The organism is Enterobacter sp. Cy-643 (genome assembly GCF_011752815.1).
GTDB lineage: Bacteria > Pseudomonadota > Gammaproteobacteria > Enterobacterales > Enterobacteriaceae > Cedecea.
In genome coordinates this window covers 929,080-949,567 of record NZ_VWWV01000002.1, presented here as the reverse complement: position 1 = coordinate 949,567, position 20,488 = coordinate 929,080, and the positions used below count along the sequence as shown (strand labels likewise).

20 protein-coding genes are annotated in these 20,488 nt (G+C 46.2%); 18 read left to right on the top strand and 2 right to left on the bottom strand.

What is annotated here, in order from left to right; genetic code table 11:
* The first annotated feature begins 8 nt into the window (after positions 1-8).
* The 13 genes from F3J29_RS12785 to F3J29_RS12725 all read left to right on the top strand — a co-directional run bounded on the left by F3J29_RS12785 (position 9) and on the right by F3J29_RS12725 (position 13,166).
* Positions 9-2,936: an autotransporter outer membrane beta-barrel domain-containing protein gene (locus F3J29_RS12785; RefSeq protein WP_166866542.1), complete on the top strand. Its 2,928-nt coding sequence runs from the start codon at positions 9-11 to the stop codon at positions 2,934-2,936.
* Between the two features lie 65 nt (positions 2,937-3,001).
* Positions 3,002-3,562 (top strand): helix-turn-helix domain-containing protein, encoded by a 561-nt coding sequence (locus F3J29_RS12780; RefSeq protein ID WP_166866540.1) that lies wholly within the window; start codon positions 3,002-3,004, stop codon positions 3,560-3,562.
* A 50-nt stretch (positions 3,563-3,612) separates the two neighbouring features.
* A complete protein-coding gene (locus F3J29_RS12775; RefSeq protein ID WP_286175359.1) occupies positions 3,613-4,119 on the top strand; it encodes a GNAT family N-acetyltransferase in 507 nt (168 codons plus the stop codon).
* A 763-nt stretch (positions 4,120-4,882) separates the two neighbouring features.
* Positions 4,883-5,407, top strand: coding sequence for a fimbrial protein (locus F3J29_RS12770; RefSeq protein ID WP_166866537.1), 525 nt, complete (start codon positions 4,883-4,885; stop codon positions 5,405-5,407).
* A gap of 147 nt (positions 5,408-5,554) precedes the next feature.
* The gene (locus F3J29_RS12765; RefSeq protein ID WP_166866535.1) at positions 5,555-8,065 is read left to right on the top strand and encodes a fimbria/pilus outer membrane usher protein; all 2,511 of its coding nucleotides are present in this window, start codon (positions 5,555-5,557) and stop codon (positions 8,063-8,065) included.
* A gap of 84 nt (positions 8,066-8,149) precedes the next feature.
* Positions 8,150-8,887 carry a fimbrial biogenesis chaperone gene (locus F3J29_RS12760; RefSeq protein ID WP_166866691.1) on the top strand — a complete coding sequence of 246 codons (738 nt, stop codon included), beginning with the start codon at positions 8,150-8,152 and terminating at the stop codon, positions 8,885-8,887.
* A gap of 85 nt (positions 8,888-8,972) precedes the next feature.
* Complete coding sequence (locus F3J29_RS12755; protein WP_166866533.1) at positions 8,973-9,536, top strand: fimbrial protein; 564 nt, start codon at positions 8,973-8,975, stop codon at positions 9,534-9,536.
* Positions 9,537-9,989: 453 nt separating this feature from the next.
* Positions 9,990-10,229: a FaeA/PapI family transcriptional regulator gene (locus F3J29_RS22870; RefSeq protein ID WP_166866531.1), complete on the top strand. Its 240-nt coding sequence runs from the start codon at positions 9,990-9,992 to the stop codon at positions 10,227-10,229.
* Positions 10,226-10,882, top strand: a complete 657-nt coding sequence (locus F3J29_RS12745) for a hypothetical protein (RefSeq protein ID WP_166866529.1) — start codon at positions 10,226-10,228, stop codon at positions 10,880-10,882. The genes F3J29_RS22870 and F3J29_RS12745 overlap by 4 nt, the downstream gene beginning before the upstream one ends.
* Positions 10,824-11,615: a fimbria/pilus periplasmic chaperone gene (locus F3J29_RS12740; protein WP_286175358.1), complete on the top strand. Its 792-nt coding sequence runs from the start codon at positions 10,824-10,826 to the stop codon at positions 11,613-11,615. The genes F3J29_RS12745 and F3J29_RS12740 overlap by 59 nt, the downstream gene beginning before the upstream one ends.
* Positions 11,616-11,619: 4 nt before the next feature.
* Positions 11,620-12,120, top strand: a complete 501-nt coding sequence (locus tag F3J29_RS12735) for a fimbrial protein (protein WP_286175383.1) — start codon at positions 11,620-11,622, stop codon at positions 12,118-12,120.
* A gap of 11 nt (positions 12,121-12,131) precedes the next feature.
* Positions 12,132-12,626, top strand: coding sequence for a fimbrial protein (locus tag F3J29_RS12730; protein ID WP_166866523.1), 495 nt, complete (start codon positions 12,132-12,134; stop codon positions 12,624-12,626).
* 15 nt (positions 12,627-12,641) lie between these two features.
* A complete protein-coding gene (locus tag F3J29_RS12725) occupies positions 12,642-13,166 on the top strand; it encodes a fimbrial protein (RefSeq protein WP_166866521.1) in 525 nt (174 codons plus the stop codon).
* 40 nt (positions 13,167-13,206) lie between these two features.
* On the opposite strand, the gene F3J29_RS12720 is transcribed toward F3J29_RS12725, so the two are convergent.
* Positions 13,207-13,698: a FidL-like protein gene (locus F3J29_RS12720; protein ID WP_166866519.1), complete on the bottom strand. Its 492-nt coding sequence runs from the start codon at positions 13,696-13,698 to the stop codon at positions 13,207-13,209.
* A complete protein-coding gene (locus tag F3J29_RS12715) occupies positions 13,698-14,534 on the bottom strand; it encodes a winged helix-turn-helix domain-containing protein (protein ID WP_166866517.1) in 837 nt (278 codons plus the stop codon). The genes F3J29_RS12720 and F3J29_RS12715 overlap by 1 nt, the downstream gene beginning before the upstream one ends.
* A gap of 153 nt (positions 14,535-14,687) precedes the next feature.
* On the opposite strand from F3J29_RS12715, the gene F3J29_RS22865 reads away from it, so the two are divergent.
* The 5 genes from F3J29_RS22865 to F3J29_RS12690 all read left to right on the top strand — a co-directional run bounded on the left by F3J29_RS22865 (position 14,688) and on the right by F3J29_RS12690 (position 20,472).
* Complete coding sequence (locus F3J29_RS22865; protein WP_166866515.1) at positions 14,688-14,975, top strand: FaeA/PapI family transcriptional regulator; 288 nt, start codon at positions 14,688-14,690, stop codon at positions 14,973-14,975.
* 457 nt (positions 14,976-15,432) lie between these two features.
* A complete protein-coding gene (locus F3J29_RS12705; protein WP_166866513.1) occupies positions 15,433-15,573 on the top strand; it encodes a hypothetical protein in 141 nt (46 codons plus the stop codon).
* A 32-nt stretch (positions 15,574-15,605) separates the two neighbouring features.
* Complete coding sequence (locus F3J29_RS12700) at positions 15,606-16,688, top strand: hypothetical protein (RefSeq protein WP_166866511.1); 1,083 nt, start codon at positions 15,606-15,608, stop codon at positions 16,686-16,688.
* A 65-nt stretch (positions 16,689-16,753) separates the two neighbouring features.
* Entirely contained in the window at positions 16,754-18,808 is a 2,055-nt protein-coding gene (locus F3J29_RS12695) for a hypothetical protein (protein WP_166866509.1), read from the top strand.
* Between the two features lie 53 nt (positions 18,809-18,861).
* A complete protein-coding gene (locus F3J29_RS12690) occupies positions 18,862-20,472 on the top strand; it encodes an Ig-like domain-containing protein (protein WP_166866507.1) in 1,611 nt (536 codons plus the stop codon).
* Positions 20,473-20,488: the final 16 nt, after the last annotated feature.

The following is a 20,488-nucleotide window of genomic DNA, read 5'->3' as shown; positions in this document are numbered from 1 at the left end:
AATTGAAAATGAAGTATAAAATATACATCAAATGGAGATTAAACCCCTTACTGCCCCAACGGCTGTGTATTTTAAGCGTACTTGCGGCTGGCTGTTCGCCCGCGTGGGCGGCCAATAATGACACGATTATTATCAACGGCGGTAATAGCACCCTAAGCAACACGACGTTGAATAATGAGGTTACAGGCAATTTTATTGTCCAGGCGCGAAATAATGCGACCGTCTCCGCCTCTCAATTGGTTCTTAATAGTTCCGGAAAGAATGGGGGAGGCGCATGGATAGATAATAGCGAATTCAACGTGCAGGATTTGCAGGTCAACGTGACCGGCAAGGGCGGCAGCGGGGTTTACTTTGCCAATGACAGCCTTGGAACATTAGATAAATTTAACATTACCGGGCAGGACAACGCGCTGGGTCTGGTGCTGGACGGTTACTGGACGGCAAACCAGGGAACGTCGGTGGTGCAGGCATCCAATGGGGCGATCGCCACACAGGGCGGTGATGCTATCAGGGTGATGGCCGGGGAGCTGACGCTAAATAACGTCTCTGCCAGTACTGAGGGCGATCACAGCTACGCGGTTAACGCGAATTTAGCCGCAAAAATTGCGATTGAAGGCGGCACTTTCACTACCGAAGGCGCATACAGCGATGCCGTCTGGGTGGCATCCCGGGACTCCTCCGTCGCAGTGAACAACGCGAAAATCGCCACAAAAGGGGATAACGCTATTGCCGTTAATGCCCAGCGGGGTGAGGCCCGGATGACCCGCAGTACCATTGAAACGTTGGGGGATAATGCCCACGGTTTGTACAGCGAATACCTGATTACCGGCGATAACCTGTCTGTCACCACCTCGGGCAAAGGCAGCGTGGGCATGTTTACCGCCCGCGGTGGGCAAGGCAGCTTAACAAATAGCCATATCTCGACGTCGGGCGAGCTTGCCCCGGGCCTGCTGGCCTACCCCAATGCGCAAATCAAAGCGGACCATGTGCAGATCGAAACTACGGGCAAAACAAGTTTTGGCCTCTGGAGCCAGGGGGGAGAGCTTGACGTCAGGCACAGCACGATTTCTACCACAGGAGAGGGCGCGAGCGGCCTCTATGTGAATGGCAGTTCATCGTCAACGGCTATCAGTAACACCGTGACGCTGGAAAATGTGGGGCTGAATGCCGCCCAGGCTCGGGCCATTGACGTTACGGCGACCGAGCTGCTGCTGAACGTCAAGGATTCCGATATCAGCGGTGGCAACGGCCAGCTGATGACGGTGCAGCACTATGATGACGGGGCCAGCGGCGTCAACAACGTCTACAGCAAAGTGACATTTAATGCCGCCAGCAGCGCGCTGAAAGGTGACATTGTGGTGGACGATCCGGCCAATAGTGTGGCGGTAAATCTGACATCCGGCTCCGTGCTGACGGGAGCCGTGACCCATGCATCCTCGCTGATGCTCGACGAGAGCAGCCGCTGGAATATCAATAACCGCTCTGTCGTTGGGCAACTGACCAATAATGGCACGCTCGTGTTTACCGACGAGAACAATTTCGACTCGCTTACCGTAGCAGGCGATTACGCCGGCGATGGCGGGCAGATGGTGATGAACAGCGTGCTTGGCGACGATAATTCTCCGGCGAATAAGCTGATTGTTCAGGGCGACGTTCTGCCCGGCACAACGCACGTTAGCGTGAATAATTTGGGGGGACACGGGGCCAGTACCGTGGAAGGCATCGAACTGGTTGATGTGCAGGGAACGTCCCAAGGCAGCTTCGTGAAGGCGGGCCGTATTGTTGCGGGAGCCTACGACTACGATCTGGTTCGAAAAAACGACAGCTGGTATCTCACCAGCCAGCTTACCCCGGTGGATCCCGAACCTACACCCGAGCCGGATCCTGAACCTACACCTGGGCCAGATCCTGCACCTACACCCGAACCGGCACCCGAACCGAAAGTCGATCCGATCGTTCGACCCGAGGGCGGGAGCTATACGGCTAACCTCGCGGCAGCGAATAACCTGTTTATCATGACCCTGCATAACCGACTCGGAGAGACGCAATTTATTGATGCGTTAACCGGCCAGCGGGAGGTGACCAGTCTTTGGCTACGCCAGGTTGGCGGCCACAATGTCTGGCGCGATGGCAGCGGGCAGCTAAAAACACAAAGTAACCGTTACCTGACGCAGATGGGTGGCGACGTGGCCCGCTGGAGCACGGACGGCACCGACCGCTGGCATGTCGGGGTTATGGCGGGTTACGGGAAAAACAGCAGCACGACGGAGAATAGATCCAGCGGCTATCGCTCGAAAGGCACGGTGGACGGCTACAGCATTGGCGGCTATGGCACCTGGTACGCTAACGAAGAGGATCGCACCGGCGCATGGCTGGACAGCTGGCTTCAGTACGGCTGGTTTAATAACGAAGTGAAGGGCGATAGCCTTGCGACGGAAGCCTATAAGTCGCATGGGATAACCGCCTCGCTGGAAGCAGGTTATGCCTGGAAACTGGGCCAGTTTTGGGGCAGCCAGGGTACCGTCAACGAATGGTTTGTGCAGCCACACGCCCAGGCGGTCTGGATGGGCGTTCGTGCAGACAAGCATCAGGAAGAGAATGGCACCCGCGTCCGCCAGGAAGGGGACGGGAATGTGCTGACCCGCTTAGGGGTTAAAACCTGGCTCAAAAGCCACCACGCACGCGATGACCACAAGCAGCGTGAGTTCCAGCCCTTTGTTGAGCTGAACTGGCTGCACAACACGCGCAGTTTTGCGACAACCCTTGATGAGGTTCGCATCGGCCAGAATGGCGCGACCAATATTGCAGAAGCCAAAGTTGGGGTCGAGGGGCAGATCAGCGCCCGGGTGAATCTGTGGGGCAATGTCGGCGTGCAGATAGGGGATGCGGGCTACAGCGACACTGCGGCGATGTTTGGTATGAAATACAATTTCTAAGCCCTTAAATTCGGGCAGGTTAGCGCCTGCCCGAATGCTTTTTATGGGTTGAGGTGATGACGGATATGAGAATCGTTGCAAAGGAATGTTTTTATCTGGACGGATTGTTAACGCTGCTAGAAAGAATGCATCTCGACTACACCGAATGGGGTATCTGGATCGCCGGGCAGCGTTTTATCCCGTTTTTTATTTTTACAGAAAATAACGCCCACGCGCTTTATAACAGCGTGTTTCGGCACAGAATACCTTCGCCGTCGATCATATTTTGTTCCGACCGGGCGAAGACTTTCCTTCAGGATATTTGGTACAGGGAAGAAATCTATTTTATTTCGTTGAGCGATGATTGTTATACGATCGGCGGAAAAATCAACTCAGCCATTGCGAAAATACTGTATCCTAAAAGGCAGCGTATCGTCCCTTCCTGTCCGTACTGCCGTTTAGACTGCGATGAAATAAATGTTATTCGCTTTTTGTTAAAAGGCTATAAACCCGCCATGATTGCAGCCTCTCTCAGCATAACGATTCGGCAGATTAGCCTCCATAAGCGTTCAGCAATGAGTAAGCTCCAGGTGAAAAGTTTCGCGGAGCTCTACTTTAAGGTTAAGTTATTAGACGCTATCGCTTAAATTCAAATTTTGATGGCAAAAATCTTCTTTGTTGGGGGAAGGGCATGAGTATGAAAATACGTAAAGCAAGGCTGGAAGATGTGCCGCTCTTAGGGATGTTGGGGAGCGAAAGTTATCGCCATCACTTTGAGCGACACTGGGTTTCTGCTGAGGAGCTTCAGGCTTTTATTGACGAGGAATACGCTCCACAGACGCTGGCCGAGAGCCTGGCCTGCCCTGAGGTCAGCTGGTTTATTGCTGAGGTAGAAAAGCCGGTGGGATTTGCCAAAATCAGCTGGAACCTGCCGGTGCCAGCGCATTCGTTTTCCGGCGCCCTGCTTAATAAGCTCTACCTTGCCCCAGGTGAGACGGGGAAAAACTACGGCAAGCTGATTTTCGAAGAAATGCTTCGGCTGGCGCAACGGCGAGAACAGCATTATCTCTGGCTACAGGTTCTGGAAGGGAACGAAGGTGCCCGGCGCTTTTATGAGGCCCAGGGCATGCGCCACTTAACAAACGAAACGTTTTCCAGCGCCACGCAAACCAGCACTTTATACATTCTCGGCAGAAGTATTTAGCCTGGGAGATCGAGGCTTCTGGTTGTTGTTCGGCAAAGATGCTGTGGTCGCTCATAATGTTCTCGCGTGTGGGCAGTCTGTATTAGCATATAGCGGGAAAAATTACCTTAAATCAGAATAGTTAGACTTCTGGGGCCGATTAGGGGTAAATCTTGGGCTGCTATCGCGATAGCTTAAAATAAAATTAATTATCTGAGTTTTATAACTGTCATCATCATCAGTGTTATACCTATCCTGACGATGAATGTTTATTTATCGATCGCTATCTATCTTATGGTCTCGCCATGAAAAATAAATGAGTTATTTCAATTTGTTATCTGTGTGAAGAGAGGGCTGTTAACCAGATGCATTTCAATATAAATATCAACGGCAGGAGCCATATCTGCGATCTGCCTTTAAATTTTGCTACACAACAGACTTAAAAAATTTACTTTTGTTTTACATTTCAAGTTGGATTTTAATTCTTATATTTTTTGTTGTTTTAGCATAATGTCCTGCAATATATGAAATGATCGTTTTCTGCGATTTTTTTAGTCTGTGATTATTATTATTTTAGAATATAAAATCGATTATCTCAGAACTTTCCTGGATGCCTTTCCTGTTTCGAACTGTTTGACAATAATTACTGTGCTCCGGGGAAATCGGAGAAAATACGATTAGGGATATATTGTCGACGAAAATCGGCACGGCGCTTGCACGTCATTATTGATAACAATATTGACCGGCAGGCTTTTACATTTATTTTAAATATAGGTTTAGATTAATGAAAGTTAATAAAATTGCATCAATTATTGCCCTTTCTATGGGGTTGTTCACCATGGGCGCCCAGGCCGCCGACGAAGGGAAAGGCGAAGTTAAATTTATTGGTTCAATTATTGATGCAGCTTGTTCAATTAACCCGGATAGCAGCGAGCAGGAAGTTGATCTAGGCCAGATTACAGTTAATCAGCTGGCGAGCGAAGGCCGTTCAAAAGCGCAGGCTTTCAATATTAAGCTTGAAAACTGTACTCTGGATGAAGATAAGGCTAACACCGTGAGCATCACCTTTAACGGTGAGAGCCCAACAGGTTCTAAATTACTGGGTATCATTGGCACCACTGGTGCTGGGGTTGGTATTGGGGCTGCTACAGGCGCTCAGATTGAACTCGGTAAAAAAACCTTCGTTCAAAACTTAACCGAAGGTGATAACACCCTGCTGTTCTCCGCATGGTTGCAGGGACTTGCAGGTGCCGTTGCGGTTCCTGGTGAGTTCTATGCTTCAACTAACTTCACCATGCAGTACGATTAATCGCTCTTAGTTTTTATCTGCACGCTAGCGGTTTTTGGCGTGCAGTATTTTTTAGATTTTTACACTCAAAAAATCATTTATTTTCTGAATAAATTATGCGTGTACAGCAACATTCAGATTTGATGAGGGTTTTTACAGGCAAATTAAATGGATAAATCAATTGTAATTCGGGAAAGATTTCTTGGTGTTATTGTTGTTTTGTTCATACAGAGCTTTTTTTCTTCAGCAATTGCCGTTGAGTTTAATACAGATGTTTTGGATGCTGAGGACAGAAATAATATTGATTTATCTCGATTCTCTCAGGCTGGTTACGTCATGCCGGGGCGTTACAGGCTCGAGCTGGTTTTAAACGGGAAAAAAATTTCAGAGCAGGAGATTATCTTTCGGGAAAAAAGCCAATATAGCCCAAATGAAAAACCGAGGGTAGAAACCTGTTTGACCCAGGAGCAAATTGCTTTGTTGGGTTTAAAAGTCAGTGCATTGGAAAAGGTCAAATTTGACACGCAAGGACTTTGTGCTGATTTTTCAGCGCTGGAGGGAGTGGTATTGCGGGGGGATCTTGGAACCTCTGCGTTATACATCACCATCCCCCAGGCCTGGCTGGAATATCAGGATGAGAGCTGGTTGCCACCTTCCCGCTGGGAAGAGGGGATTCCGGGCATATTGCTGGACTACAGCATTAATGCCATTAACCAGCGGCCAGTTCATGGGCACCAGACTCAAAGCGTAAGCTCTAACGGGACCGCGGGTGCCAATGCGGGCGCGTGGCGACTGCGCGGTGACTGGCAGGGAAATTACGATCACACGACAGGCGAGGCGAATAGTACCCAGCGAAATTTTGACTGGACCAGAATATACGCTTTTCGGGCATTACCCAATCTCATGGCAAAGATGACGGTTGGTGAAGATTACCTCAGTTCCGATCTGTTTGATTCATGGCGCTACACAGGTTTGTCTTTGGTGAGTGATGAAAGCCAGCTTCCGCCGAAATTACGTGGGTATGCGCCTGAAGTGAGCGGGATTGCTAAAACAAATGCAAAAGTAACGGTCAGCCAGCAGGGGCGGATAGTTTATGAAACAACGGTTCCGGCAGGGCCTTTCCGCATCCAGGACCTGGGCAGCGCAATCAATGGGACGCTTGATGTCAGGATTGAAGAGCAGGATGGCTCGGTACAAACATTTCAAACCACTATGTCCAGTATTCCGTACCTGACCAGAGCGGGTCAGGTACGTTACAAGCTCGCCGTTGGACGGCCTTCAGATTATGGTCGCCACATTGACGGATCGCTGTTTGGTACCGCCGAGATTTCATGGGGACTCAGTAACACCTGGTCATTGTACGGTGGGGGTATTTTTTCTTCCGATTACAACAGTATTGCTATCGGGCTTGGGCGAGATCTTTATCATTTTGGTGCGATTTCAGCCGATATAACTCAGTCCATTGCCAGACTACCGCAGGACGATACTTTGCAGGGACGAGCTTACCGGGTGAGTTATTCCAAGCACTTTGATGAGTTCAATAGCGATGTGACCTTTGCGGGATATCGATTCGCAGAGCGTGATTATATCAGCATGTCGGATTTTCTAAGCTACCGAAACTACAACAATGCATATGGGAAGCGAGGAAACCACAGAGATCTCTATACCGTAACGGCGAGTAAGTCATTTACGGACATGAGATTAACGGCCTATCTGAATTGGTCGCATGAGACATATTGGGACAAAGCGGATAACGATCGCTACAGCCTTTCTCTCAACCGCTATTTCGATATTGGGCGTCTGGTTAATACCTCACTCTCTCTTTCTGCCAGCCGTAGCGAATATGAGGGAAAAAAGGATGACGCCATCTGGTTGAGCCTGAACATTCCCTTCGGGCGAGGAGCGATAAGCTACAACGGCAATTTGAATAATGGTGATTTCAGCCAGAACGCCAGCTGGTATCAGCGCCTGGAGAATAACGACAGCTATCGCCTTAGCGCCGGCACAGCCAGCGGCAACGGCGAACATTTAACGGCTCAGGGAACGGGGCTGTATAACCATTACGGATCGTCCGGAGATGTTACGGCCAATATTGGCTGGAGAGAAAGTGCCTATACCTCACTGGGTCTGTCTGTCAACGGGGGAATAACCGCGACGGGCAGGGGCGTAGCACTGCACGGCAGTAGTTTCCGGGGAGGAACCCGCATGATGGTTAGCACCGATGGCGTAGCTGATATTCCGGTGGGGCGAAATGGGAAAACAAATATATTTGGTATTGCCGTGGAACCTTCTGTTCCGAGCTACTACCGAACTTCAACCCGGATAGACGTTAACCGCCTGTCTGATGATGTCGAAATGGGCGGTTCACCCGTGGCCGAGGCTGCGTTGACCGAAGGGGCAATTGGATATCGACGCTTTAACGTTCTGAAAGGAAGCAAGCTGGTGGCCATTATTGCCCTGTCCGATGGCTCACATCCGCCTTTTGGGGCCAGCGTGCGCGATGAAAAAGGGCGAGAACTTGGAATGGTGAGTGAGGGGGGCCTGGCCTGGATCTCAGGCGTTAGCCCCGGTCAGCATCTGAGTCTCCACTGGGAAGGTAAGCCTCAGTGTAACGTGAGCCTGCCGGCAAATCTGGATATGAAGCAGGTCTTATTGCCGTGCCAGGCCACTAAAGATTAGTAGGAAGAAGCTGCAATCACGCTCGGGCGTAAAAACCTGATTTTTATTTACTGATGAATATATCGAAAAGTAATGAACAACATGATGAAAAGAACTGGAGCGATGATGTTAGCTGCCGGGATATTGTTCCTCGGCAGTAATACACCATCACAGGCCGCCATTGCACTGGACAGAACCCGGGCTATATTTCCCGGTTCTGAAAATAGCATGGCTTTAAATATCAGCAATGAGAGCCAGAAGAAACCCTATTTGGCTCAGGCTTGGCTGGAAAATGAGCAGGGACAAAAGTTGACCGATTACCTGAACGTAACGCCGCCATTACAGAGGGTAGAAGCGGGTGAGAAAAGTGTCATTCGGGTCTCTGCGTTGCCTTCGGCTAAAAGTTTACCCCAGGATCGGGAAACATTGTTCTGGTTCAATCTTCGTGAGATTCCACCTAAAAGCGACCGTCCAAATGTTTTGCAGGTCGCCTTACAAACCAAAATTAAATTGTTCTATCGTCCGGCAGGGATTATGCCGGTTCGTTACAGCAGGCAGGATGACAAACTTATACTGCACAAGGTTGCCGGCGGTTACCGGGTAGAAAACCCAACGCCGTATTACATGACCATTATGGGAATAACCGGCGGCAAGAAACAGCTTATCCCGAATGGCATAAAGCCCGTGATGATTGCACCTAAAAGCAGTGAGGTTTTCCGTAGCAATATATCCTCACAGCCCTGGATTATAAGCCTCAATGACTTTGGTGGCAGAGCGGAAATGCCATTTAGCTGTGAGGGAACGGTCTGCCGGGCAGCGGATTTAAATCAATATGCAGGGTAAGGGTGTTTCGGAGTAATCAATAGGTAAAAATAGCGTAGCGCCAATGAAGTGAAAAGCACGATATATTCAATCGGAGGTGTGAAAAATGAAAAAAAGAAAATTATTTCATTACCATACAATTTCATCATTGCTTGAGGAGAGTCAAATCTCACGTCACGTCATCGTCGCATTAATCAGCATGATGACCGCCTTGCCGCTGAGAGCTGAAACCGATGTTGAATTCAGCGGCACACTGGTGAGTACCCCCTGCCGGGTACAGGTTGGGGATGAGGGGCTGACGGTCGATTTTGGCGAGCTGGCGGCGAAAAACATTATGGACAACGGCCAGACAGAACCGGTGTTATTTCATATCCAGCTGAGCGAGTGCGATCTGTCGCTGGGGAGCCAGGTATTTGTAAAATTTAACGGCGAGAATGTTGCCACCAATAGCGCTCTCTTTGCGGTGACCGGCGGTGCATCGGGTATTGGCCTGTCGTTGACGGATTCTGAGGGCAACACGGTTATTCCGGGCGATGAACAAAAACCCGTCCCGTTATCTGCCGGCACCAATCAATTGACGTGGCTTGCGAGCATACAGGCCACAAATGAAGGGCCTGTACAGCCAGGTGAATTCTATTCCATTGTGGAATTTGTCATGCGTTATGAATAGCCGCGCATCAGCTCGACATTCAAAATTGTCTCCCGGATGGCTGGCGAAGGGGGAGGTATTAATAAGGTGGGATAGTCAATAGGATTTATGGCTGAAATTAGTTTTGTGATTTATTTATAGAAATAAAAAACCTGTCACATTTTTGATGACATTGCTGAATGAGATCCAGCTATAGCACTAAAAAATAACTCAGAAATAGCCATGTTTTTTATGACATTAAAGACAACCACCTAAATTTGGCAGGGGGCAAAGTACAGCGAATTATGTTTATATAATTTCAAGCCGCGCGAAATGAAAGTTATACCAGGGTAATAGTTTGTCAGCTAAATAATCCGGGGATAAACAGTTCAGGTGGGGGAATAAAAAGACCGCATTTATGTCATTCCCCTGTCGTGCAGAGTGAATATCCTAATGCACCATGGAGTTCGCCCATGATATATAGGAGGAATAGACATGCGTAAAGACAGCGTAATACTTCATCAACAGACTCAGCAGTGTTTAACGTTACTGGCGCTATTACACCATACGGGGCAAGAATGGGTGAGTACGCGTGAGGTCGCTGACAAGTTAGATATAAGTGTATATCGGGCTCGTTTACGTCTATTGGAGCTACAAGAGAAAGGCAGGGTGGACAGTAATCGAGAGTCAGGCATCAAAGGGAAAGCATTGTACTGGAAACGGATAAACGCGTGATAAATCATTATTTTAAGGTTGGGATCGAAAGTGTTCTGGTCGATTTGAGAAATACTGGCGCATGGATAAATAAAGACGTACACGCGCTTTATTTTCCAGATATGCGGCATCTGATGGCGTGGAGTTTTCGACCAGAATTTGGAAACAAAATCACTCTGATTGTAGGCGGAAAGCGACAATTAAGTGCTTTGTCAGGGTTATTAGATGGGTTGCCGGTTTTTCTGGTCGATGCTAATTTATCCGTTCCGTCGATGAAAATATATTTAAAACACTGCCATGATAACTACCTGAAAACTTGTGTTTCCAGGGGGCATGTTTCATTAAATTTTACAAAAAATGAAATATATTTGTTAAGCCGTTTACTTATCGGGGTTGCACCACGGCGTGCAGATAAACAGGAAAGTGCTATTAAAGTACGGTTGATGAAAAAGATGGACGCCGACAATCTGGTCGTTTTATTGATTCGGTTGAGGCTACTGCTGGTGCTGAATTCAAAATTTAGGCAGCTTGCCCCGGCTCGGAATCAAAGTAATTGTCTACCAAACAGAAACGACATGAACGGAACCCAACAAGGGGGATTTAATGAACCTAAGAATGTTGCTAGCTCTAAAACTGTTTGCGCTTTTAGTACTAAATTTACTTATTCCAGTTAGTGCTCAGGCTGCATTATCAGTAGATCGTTCACGTCTTATTTTTAATGAAGGCGATAAGTCTGTAAGTCTGACCATTGCAAACCGTAATACACAAGATCCGTACCTGGCCCAGGGATGGATAGAAGATGAACAGGAAAAAAAATTATCTGGCCCTTTGATGGTGCTTCCCCCGATGCAGCGCGTTGAGGCCGGGTCTAAAACTGCAGTACGCGTTCAGGCATTACCGGAAGTTTCTCAACTGCCTAAAGACCGCGAAAGCGTGTTCTACTTAAATTTGCGTGAAATACCGCCCAAGAGCGATAAAAAAAATAGCCTGATGCTGGCCATGCAAATCCGGATGAAGATTTTTTATCGTCCGGCAGCGCTTAAAGTGGATGTGATGGCAGACGCAGTGCCAGGCACAATGACTTTGACTTTAAACAGGCAGGGGAATCAATACGAAATAGTTAACCCCACGCCTTATTATTTTACTTTTGTCGAAGCCCGCCAGTCGACCGGGACGCATGGCATGAGCAATTTTCAACCTGTGATGGTTGAGCCGAAAAGCAAGACGCCCCTGGCAATTCCGGCTGATGAACTAGGCACCACGCCGGTATTAATGTTTGTGAACGATTATGGCAGCCAACGATTGCTGACATTCACCTGCCAACATTCTGTCTGTAAAGCTGGATCTGTTGAAGCACCAAAACAGGTTGGACACAAACCAGTGACTACGGCTTTCAGGCAAGGGTGATGTGATGCGTTTTTATTGTCGTTTTTTTAATAGAGGCCTGTTGCTGAGCACCCTGCTATCGTTTGCGGTTTTTGCAGCAGAAGAGGGCGATCAGACGATTGTCACCATTACCGGAATATTGGTGGATGCTCCAGAGTGTACCGTTGCCGATGGAAATACTATCACCGTAGATTTTGGTGATAGCGTTGTCACCCGGCAGATAGATGGCATCAATTTCCGAGAGGAAATAAAATACAACCTGACTTGTAAAAGCCTCTCGAGTTATGCGATCAGGTTAGCTATAAGGGGCGAAACCGCCTGGACTGCTGACATATTAAAAACAAACTACCCCAATTTGGGAATCAAGCTTTACAAGGGCACGGAAGCGTTAATTCCTGGTGAATTCATCAATTTTTATTATCCGGCACAACCATCACTCTATGCTGTACCCGTCACCAATGATGCCAGCCAGTTAAGCGCCGGAGCATTTAATGGTTTCGCCACTATGGTTTTCGAATACCAATGAGAGAGTTCAAGATGAAGCAATGGCTAACAGGCACTCTTGTTTTTTTTGTATGCAGTCTTGTATTGCCCGCGAGAGGGGATACAGAGGTAACCTTTAAAGGTATTTTAATTGAAGATGAGCCCTGCATTGTGAACGGTAACTCGACGGTGATAGTAGATTTCGAGGAGATCTTATCGACTCGGGTACAGAACCAAACCAAAGCTTTTAAAGTTGATGTGGACTGCGGGAGTAACGCTGCTCAAAAATTAAATTTGCGAATATCAGGCACTCCAGCAGCGCAGTCTCCATTGCAGTATTTTCAGACCGGTCTCGATGGGTTGGGGGTTGCGATTCACCTGGATAGCGTGTCGAATCCCTATCTCAAACCAAACGATTGGTCTCTGATGGAGGAGCAATATCTGGCGAAAGGATACATCAATATGGTCGCCAGGCTGGGTGTTCTGACATCCACAGTGCCAACTGGCGCATTTAGATCGCCGCTAACCTTAGAGATTGCCTACCCGTAATTGCTGGAGAGAAAAATGTACCTGACTAAGTCAATTCACGGTATCAAATATTTTTTTAAACTTTTTTTATCTGTGCCTTTGCTTCTTATGTCCTCAGTGAGTCTGGGGGCCGATAATAACATCGAGATCGTTGGAACGGTTATTGCCCCGCCCCCTTGCCGTTTAAATAACAACGAAGTTATTAATGTGGACTTTGGTAATAGTATTGGGGTCAAAAAAGTCGCCAGCGGGCAGTATCGGCAGGAAATAGTATTGGATCTAACTTGCGATGCATATAATGACGCATGGCAACTGACCCTTAAGGTCACCGGTCTGGCCGTTGATTTTGATAGCGACAACGCCACCTTACAAACGGCAGAAAAAAGCGATTTGGGTATAAAACTCTATGCTGATGGCAAGGCATTTCCGCTGCTGACCGCAATCAATATTAACGGAACTGTATTGCCTAAAGTTGAGGCCGTTCTGGTCCAGCGGGAAGGTGTTGAATTGACGGAAGGCCCTTTCACCGCGAAGGCCATCCTCAAAGCGGAATACCAGTGAGCACGTTATCATATGATCTGGTATTCGTATTTAATTGCTTTTACTCCCGTTCATTTTTGCACATGAATGCCGGGTAGCGAAGGCTCCCAATAAGCCAGTATTTCTCATTTAGTTTTTTGATCGAAAAATATCGGCCTGAATTTTTCCCCTGATCATAAAAATATTTTAAATAGACTTCATCAGGCGTTGTGTCTCCAGCCAGCTTCATTTCCTTTATAGATATTATTTGCCATATCCCATCCTGTACGGGTCTTATTTTAACTGACGCGCGGCGATTGAGAGAGTGATTTGTATTATCAAAAACGATATCACCTCCAGCGGAGATAATGCCTGATCCATCATGTTTGAAAGAGAAGTCATAGCTGGCGGCCAGAGAGAAAGTGTGTGGTGGGGTGTTGTTGGTTTTTTGAAAGTAAGAGGTGCAGGTAAGATCGGGGGCAAGATTTTTTTTATAGTAAACGTATGCTGTAGCCGCAATGATCATTAAGACGGAAATTATGCTGGCAACAATGTATTGAGATGTTTTGTTCATTACTGGACCCCGTTCCAATTGCCATCCATGAAGTTTGAGCAATCAGTGATTTCATTTTCTTTGCCTGTACAATGAGAAAGAAAAATCACTCCTCTCTCAGAGAAAATCGATTTTTTGTCAAGAAATACAAAAATTGTACCCGGTAAGTTACAGTTTAGCCCAACTGCGGCCGCCATCATTTCTGTGTTTTTAAGCAACGACTGCTTACTTATATCCAGAGATGGTGTCAGGGATTTGACATCGCAGTTCAGAATATGTCCAATCAAGGCTGTTCTAATGGGTACAGGATCCTCATTCCTTAAGGCCACTACCGCTAAAGATAATATGGCTGTGAAGGCGGGGATTAGCCAAATTTTAAGCTTTGACCTTGAAAGAATTTCAGTTTCGCCGGGAGATGGCGACATTTCACTGGCCTTAGGTTGAGCTTCTTCCACCATCTTAATGTTGATTTCATCCGTCAGCATAAAGCCGATTCTGGGAATAGTCTGGATGCAGCCATCAGGTAACTCACAGGCAGCCAAAACTTTTCTTAAACGGGATATGAAATGATTGAGACTATTATTAGAACCTTCAAGTCCCCACTTCTCCCATACCTCTTCAAAAATTTCATTTCTGGAAACAACCCGGCCTTTTTCCTTGATAAGAAATTCAAGTAAACGGCACTCGGTTAATGTCAGTGTCAAAGGGTCATCGGCTCCTGAGTTTTTTTCCTTCCAAATCATTCCGTCCTCAGGTTTAAATTTTACATCACCGTTTAATATATAAAACATACTTGCAACATCCAGTTGGAACTCTATGTTTGGAAGTATATTAAAAAAAATGATGCTATCAAACATTACGCCGTCTTCAATATGATTGTTGTGTATGTATAGTGAATTTACGATATATTGTTCTGTATTTTTGATTATTGACGATGCAAGGCACTGATTGAGGCTATTAAGGAATAGAATAATGGTCATTCAGCAGCAATAAGAAACGTGAGAACGACCATGTCAGATTCAGCCTTAAAAAATTTGGTTTCACGGAAGATAGATAGAGACAGTTGGAGAAAGAACTATGTCTCAGATTGTTCCATAAGAAATCAGCACGCTTTCAATGCCGTGGCTGATTGTCTGCTTGACTCAGGCGGTAGAGTATTAAATACGAAAGAAATTGCAGATAAATGTAACTTATCTATCTATACCGCACGACATTATTTGATGAAGTTGGAAAAAAATAATGTTGTCGACTGTAAAAAAAATGAAAAGTGTCACGAATGGTGTCTGAAAAGTCTTTAAGTAAGTAAAGACTGTCAGGCACTATATTATATAAAGCAAAAGAGGTGTATTTAACTTGTTGTTAACCAATGATTGTTTTATATACCATCAATTCTGGTGGTTGTTAATTCTGAGATAAGTTCTACTGCAGAGTTATTTACTGAATTCTTTCTGCTTTATGGTGTTTGCAACCATTTGTGCAGAGGGGGGGTTATGCTAAAGCCTAAAAATATCGATTTTGTTGTGCTGAGCTATTCTATGTGGCTTTAACTTATAATTGGATTAAACTTATTTCTCGTCGACCAGAGGGGATTAATGATATGGGTTTATTCATCTCATAGGGTTGTGATTCCACCAGATTGTTAATATTGGCCACTGATAAGCAGGCAATGACGTCGCATTCATTAAAGATAAAAACAGACTGATTATTGATTTTGTTATAAACCAGTGTTCATTTAACCAGCGCCAGTGTATTCAAATGGTCTGGACACTGTTTAAACAACTAAAGATGCCACTCCAGGGGGGATTTGATGGTGGCATTGAACGCGCCATTTTTTTAATCAGCCAGCTGGAAGGCATGCCGGTAAATAATAGTGATTTTCCGGGGTGGCGTTTTTAATATATCCATTAATAAATAGTAAGGAGATTATAATGGCAGATCTTATTGGTATTTCTTTTGAAAGCTCAACATGGGCAAATACCTGGAGTGAAATTCCGTTTGGAGTGACGGCTCGCGTGGTTGATGCCGAGTCTTTGCTGCCGCAGCGTGAAATAGCCGTCCGCATGGAAGTCGATACCGCAGTAGGCGTTTGGATTGGGAGTAACTCTAACATCATTAACCTTGAAACCAACTACGAAGGTGCCGCAACTGCAAAAATCAAATTTAAAGCAGGCGTGCCGCAGGTTGTCAGCATCAAGGTCTCTAAAATCGAAACCAGCGGGCAGGCATCGGTGACTAAGACAGATTCTGTCTTTATGGTGTCCCCGACCTTAAGAAACCATACTTTCCCCATCGCAACGGATGGCAGAGTGACTGAAGCCGACGTTGCCGCGGGCGTTTATGCCATTGTGCCAATTGCCTCACCTGAAGTGGGTAACGTCGTCGGATTTCATTTTGGCGATAATGCCGTACTCAAACAGTCGGAACAAAGCTCTGCTATCAATAGTATTGCCGTTTCTGTTCCGGAGTCATACCTGACTTCAGGCACCCATGCGAGCGCCTTTTATATTACCGATAATTCCGGCAACTCTTCATTCTCAAATATTGTTGAACTCGAAGTCGTCAGGGATAGCTCATCGGCCACGATTGTCGACCTGCCGCCAGTCTCTATCCCCCGTGCGGATAGTAATAACCTCACCATTAACGTCGCCCTGGCCGCCACTGGGGTCGAGGTCCAGCTTGATGGATTATATGAAGGTAAGGTTGTGAATGCTGCGGCTCGTGAAGACTCCATATGTAATATTTACTGGAAATCTTATCGCGGTGCGGTAGAGATTCCTGCGGCCAGTCGCGTGTTTTCATTCCCGGTAGATCCTGAAGGGGCAGAGAATTCCATTATCGTTCTGGATGATGATTACAATGATGAAGGAAATGCCCTGCGAGATCTGCTTTATGCCCTGGGCGAGGGGACCATCAAGATCTCTTATGAAATGGTGATTGAAAAAGACCAAAAACTTCATGCCTCTACTGAAAAAACATACTACGTGGATGTCGTCCCACCGACCAAAAAATAAATAAAAGGAAAACCTGGCGCCGGCGCTTCTGCCGGTGTCAGCATTCCAATATTGGGGAGATCAAGATGATACGGAATAGAGATCTGCGTGCACCCTGGCTGCCGCAGATGAACAATAATGGGATTATTGACGGTGATGATCTTGTTGATGGCTACGTGTACGTCCTGGTTCCGGCCTACAGCAATATGGCGCTGGGCGATCAAATTGTTATTCATTTTGATACGCTCTACTCTATGGCTCGGGTGGTCACCGCTGAGACAGTGGGTAAAAATATAGAGTTTTTAATTCCAGAAGACCAGGTCCCTGATGGTATTTATTTTGTGTATTACACGGCCACGGATGTTGCTCAGAATCCTTCAACTTCATCCAAAACAATAGCTATTGTCAGTCGGGATGGTACTCGCACACTTGAGCAACCTGAATTTTTAGATGCCACAGATGGCGTGCTCTTACATGAAACCGTATTGCAAAACGAGGGCACGCATGTTCATGTCCCGTCTTATAATGGCATGGAGGTTGGTGATAGCGTAGAGCTGAATTATTTACTCTACGATACCGTTGGGGAGCTTATTTCAGAAGCTAGTTTTAGTGAAATGCATACGGTGGTGTATGCCGACCTCCTCGCGGGTTACCAGACATTAATACCTGAATCCAAAATTTTCCTGCCTGATGGTATCCGTGCGGTTGCGTTCTACCGGGTAACGCGCAGCTCGGACGGAAGTCATGCACTTTCATTTGAATCCAGTGTCGTGCTGAATGGTGAAGTCAATTTTCTCGAAAAACCAATATTTAAGGATGCTATAAACGGTTGGTTAACGAAGCAAACCATTTCTCAGGGGATCAGAATATATATTAACGCCTATGCTGACATGGCTGCCGGGGATGAAATTACCTTTATCTGGAGCGGGTACGATAACTCTGGTCAACAGGTTATAACTGGCAGGTTGCCATACTTCGTCTCGGCAAGTGATGTAGGGAATAATGTTGTAAATATTATTTTGTCAGCTTATATAGCCGAGCGCATTGAGCAAGGTTTGCTTGATGTTTATTATAAAGTTACAGACCAAAATGGTATTTACCATGTCTCGTACACGGGATCTGTATTCATTGACTTGCTCAGTGAAATACTTCTGCCAGCCCCCATTTTTACTCAGGCAATAGATAACATCATTCAATACAATGATATTGTTACCGACAACGCCGTAAAAATATTGTTACCCTACACGCTTATTTCTCCAGGGGATCAAATAGCATTAACCATTAATGGGGCTGATGAAAGCGGAGAGAGTGTGCCCGGTGCCGATTATGAGAACACTTTTACAGCCGTACAGGCTGGTTCTCAGTCAGTTAATGCACCTCAGAATATCGCCTTAGCCGTCGGTAACAATGGGACACTTGAGGCTCGCTATAGCGTTCTCAGTAGTGCCGCGGGAGAATATTCATCCTATGTGCAAAGCGCATTAATAGCGAACGTGCCCAAGCAAGAGTTTATCTTAAGAGGAACCCGTAACTCACCTGTTTACGACAGCAGTGCGATAAACGTGACTCCATTTAACTATGGATTTATTAAAGCTCCGGTGGGTAACACCTACAACGTAACTTGCTCTGCAGGGGCTACGATACTTGAGAGTGGAAATAGTAGTTTCACTTTCACAATTGATGCCTCCGGTGTGCAACGCTTTAGAGTGCAATCTGTTATTCTTGGTAATATTAATCTCCAGATATATAATGTTATTAACAGTGCTGAGAAATTTGATTATCCCCTTTTCTTTAGTAATTATAAAGTTGGGCAAGGCAGAGTTAATGCTATTGCTAATACAACGAATGCATTATCAGATGGATTAACACCGTGCAGTATTTATATCAAGATAGATACCACCGGCCACAACACCTACAGTACAGCTATAATTTCATCGCTTACGGTGAGTGTGCCGTACCCGCTGTACGTTGAGGGTTATGGTATGGGCGAAAGTGTTATCGTTCCATTACATCTGGATGGTTCAGCCCAGATCAATATTTTATCCCTTCAGGATGTTATTTCAGCCAGCGTAATTATCACATCAAAAGATAGTGATGATGTATATGAAGTAGTGGACTTGTCATTCAGTGGTTTTAACTAGTCATCAATCTGAGTTTTTATTAATACATCGATAATTGATTGGCTTTCATTTTTATGATGAAGGCTATCAATAAGGAATTATTTATGTCAAATAAAAGGCTAGCAAATGTGGAGTTTACGCTAACGTCTACAGCGGGAGCATTTGCTAATAATATTGATACAAATGAAATTACGGCCCATGTCATGGCAGATGGTTTGCATCAATATGGTGTCGACGTATTGTTCAGTACCTCAGTGACGGGGGCATCATTTAGCAATGGTTCTCAAACTATTGCAGCAAAGACAAATGCATTGGGTACTTGCACTGTTTCTTTACGCAGTGAAGTAAGTGGCTTAGTTAATGTTAACGGTACATGCTTAGTGGAGGAAGTTCATATGGCTAATGTAAATAGTGAATTTTTAGAAAAGGCAGATGTCATCACCCTGACCGAATCAGTACAGGTTGATAATTCTCGGGCTGATGGCGTGACGGCTAACAGAATCGTATATAGCCTGAAGCAGGGCAATGTGCCTGTTCCCGGCCAGTTTCTCACCTTTACCGCTTTCAGCACTTCTGGCGGGGCAAAGTTGTCTGCAGCCTTCGGCCAGACTGATAGCAACGGCAGCTATATTCTTGATATTACGAATACCACGGCTGAAACGGTACTGGTTACTGCGGCATCAGCCATTTCGTTATTTGCGTCTGTCGCATCACAGATAAACTTTGTGGAGGTTGATACGGCGTATACCATTACTTCACTGATTACTGTGAACGGTACCGCGGCTGATGGCGTTAGCCAGAATAAAGTTCTTTTCCAGGTGCTGGATGGCTTGAATAAGCCTGTCTCCGGGAAACTCTTGCAGTTTATTCCGAGCACAAACCTCTCCCTGCAGGACACCTTTGCGACCACTGACAGTAACGGTACCGTAACGCTGGGATGTTCGGCCTTGCTGGCTAGTAGCTACAGTATCACGGCTGTACTTTACGGTGAGAATGTACTTCACACCGTTGGAAACATTACCTTTGTTCAGTCGGCAGAGTTGGATTCGCTTACCGGTGTAATCCTGAAAAATGAAGCCCTTGACGATGGTGTCGATTACTGTGAAATTCAGTACCGTCTAACGAAGAAAAGTACGCGTGACGTTATTGAGAATCAGAAGATCGAGATTCAGCTTAACAGTATTACCGCTTTCCCTTCTGCCCGAACCATTATCACCGACTATGCCGGCATCGCCACACTGCGCGTTTATAACACCGTGGATGAATCAGTAGTGGTAAGTGCTTATACCGCCAATGAAAGCTTAAGCGAGCGGACTATCATTGAGTTCGTGGCTGAAAATAAGAATATGACATTCACCGGAACTGCCAGTGCCACAAGATATCATGGCCTGAATGAATTTATTACTAATTATGAATTTAAAGCAGGGCGAACTTATCAAATTATTGCCGCTATAACTGGTAGTCAGTACAACTGCTCTGCGAACTATGTTTATGTTAACGGGACCTGTACTTATTACGCAGGGGGGATCCCAACGGTAGGAGCCGGTTTCTCGGTAGCTCATCACTTTAGCGGCACTGGTACTTTCACCTGTACCCGAGCGGGTACAACTGCTTATTTCCGCAATTATTATTATATGAGTGCGGGGGCGGCATACAGTGTGACTATTAATGATCTTTCTGCCTAGTTAATCGACGCCAGCA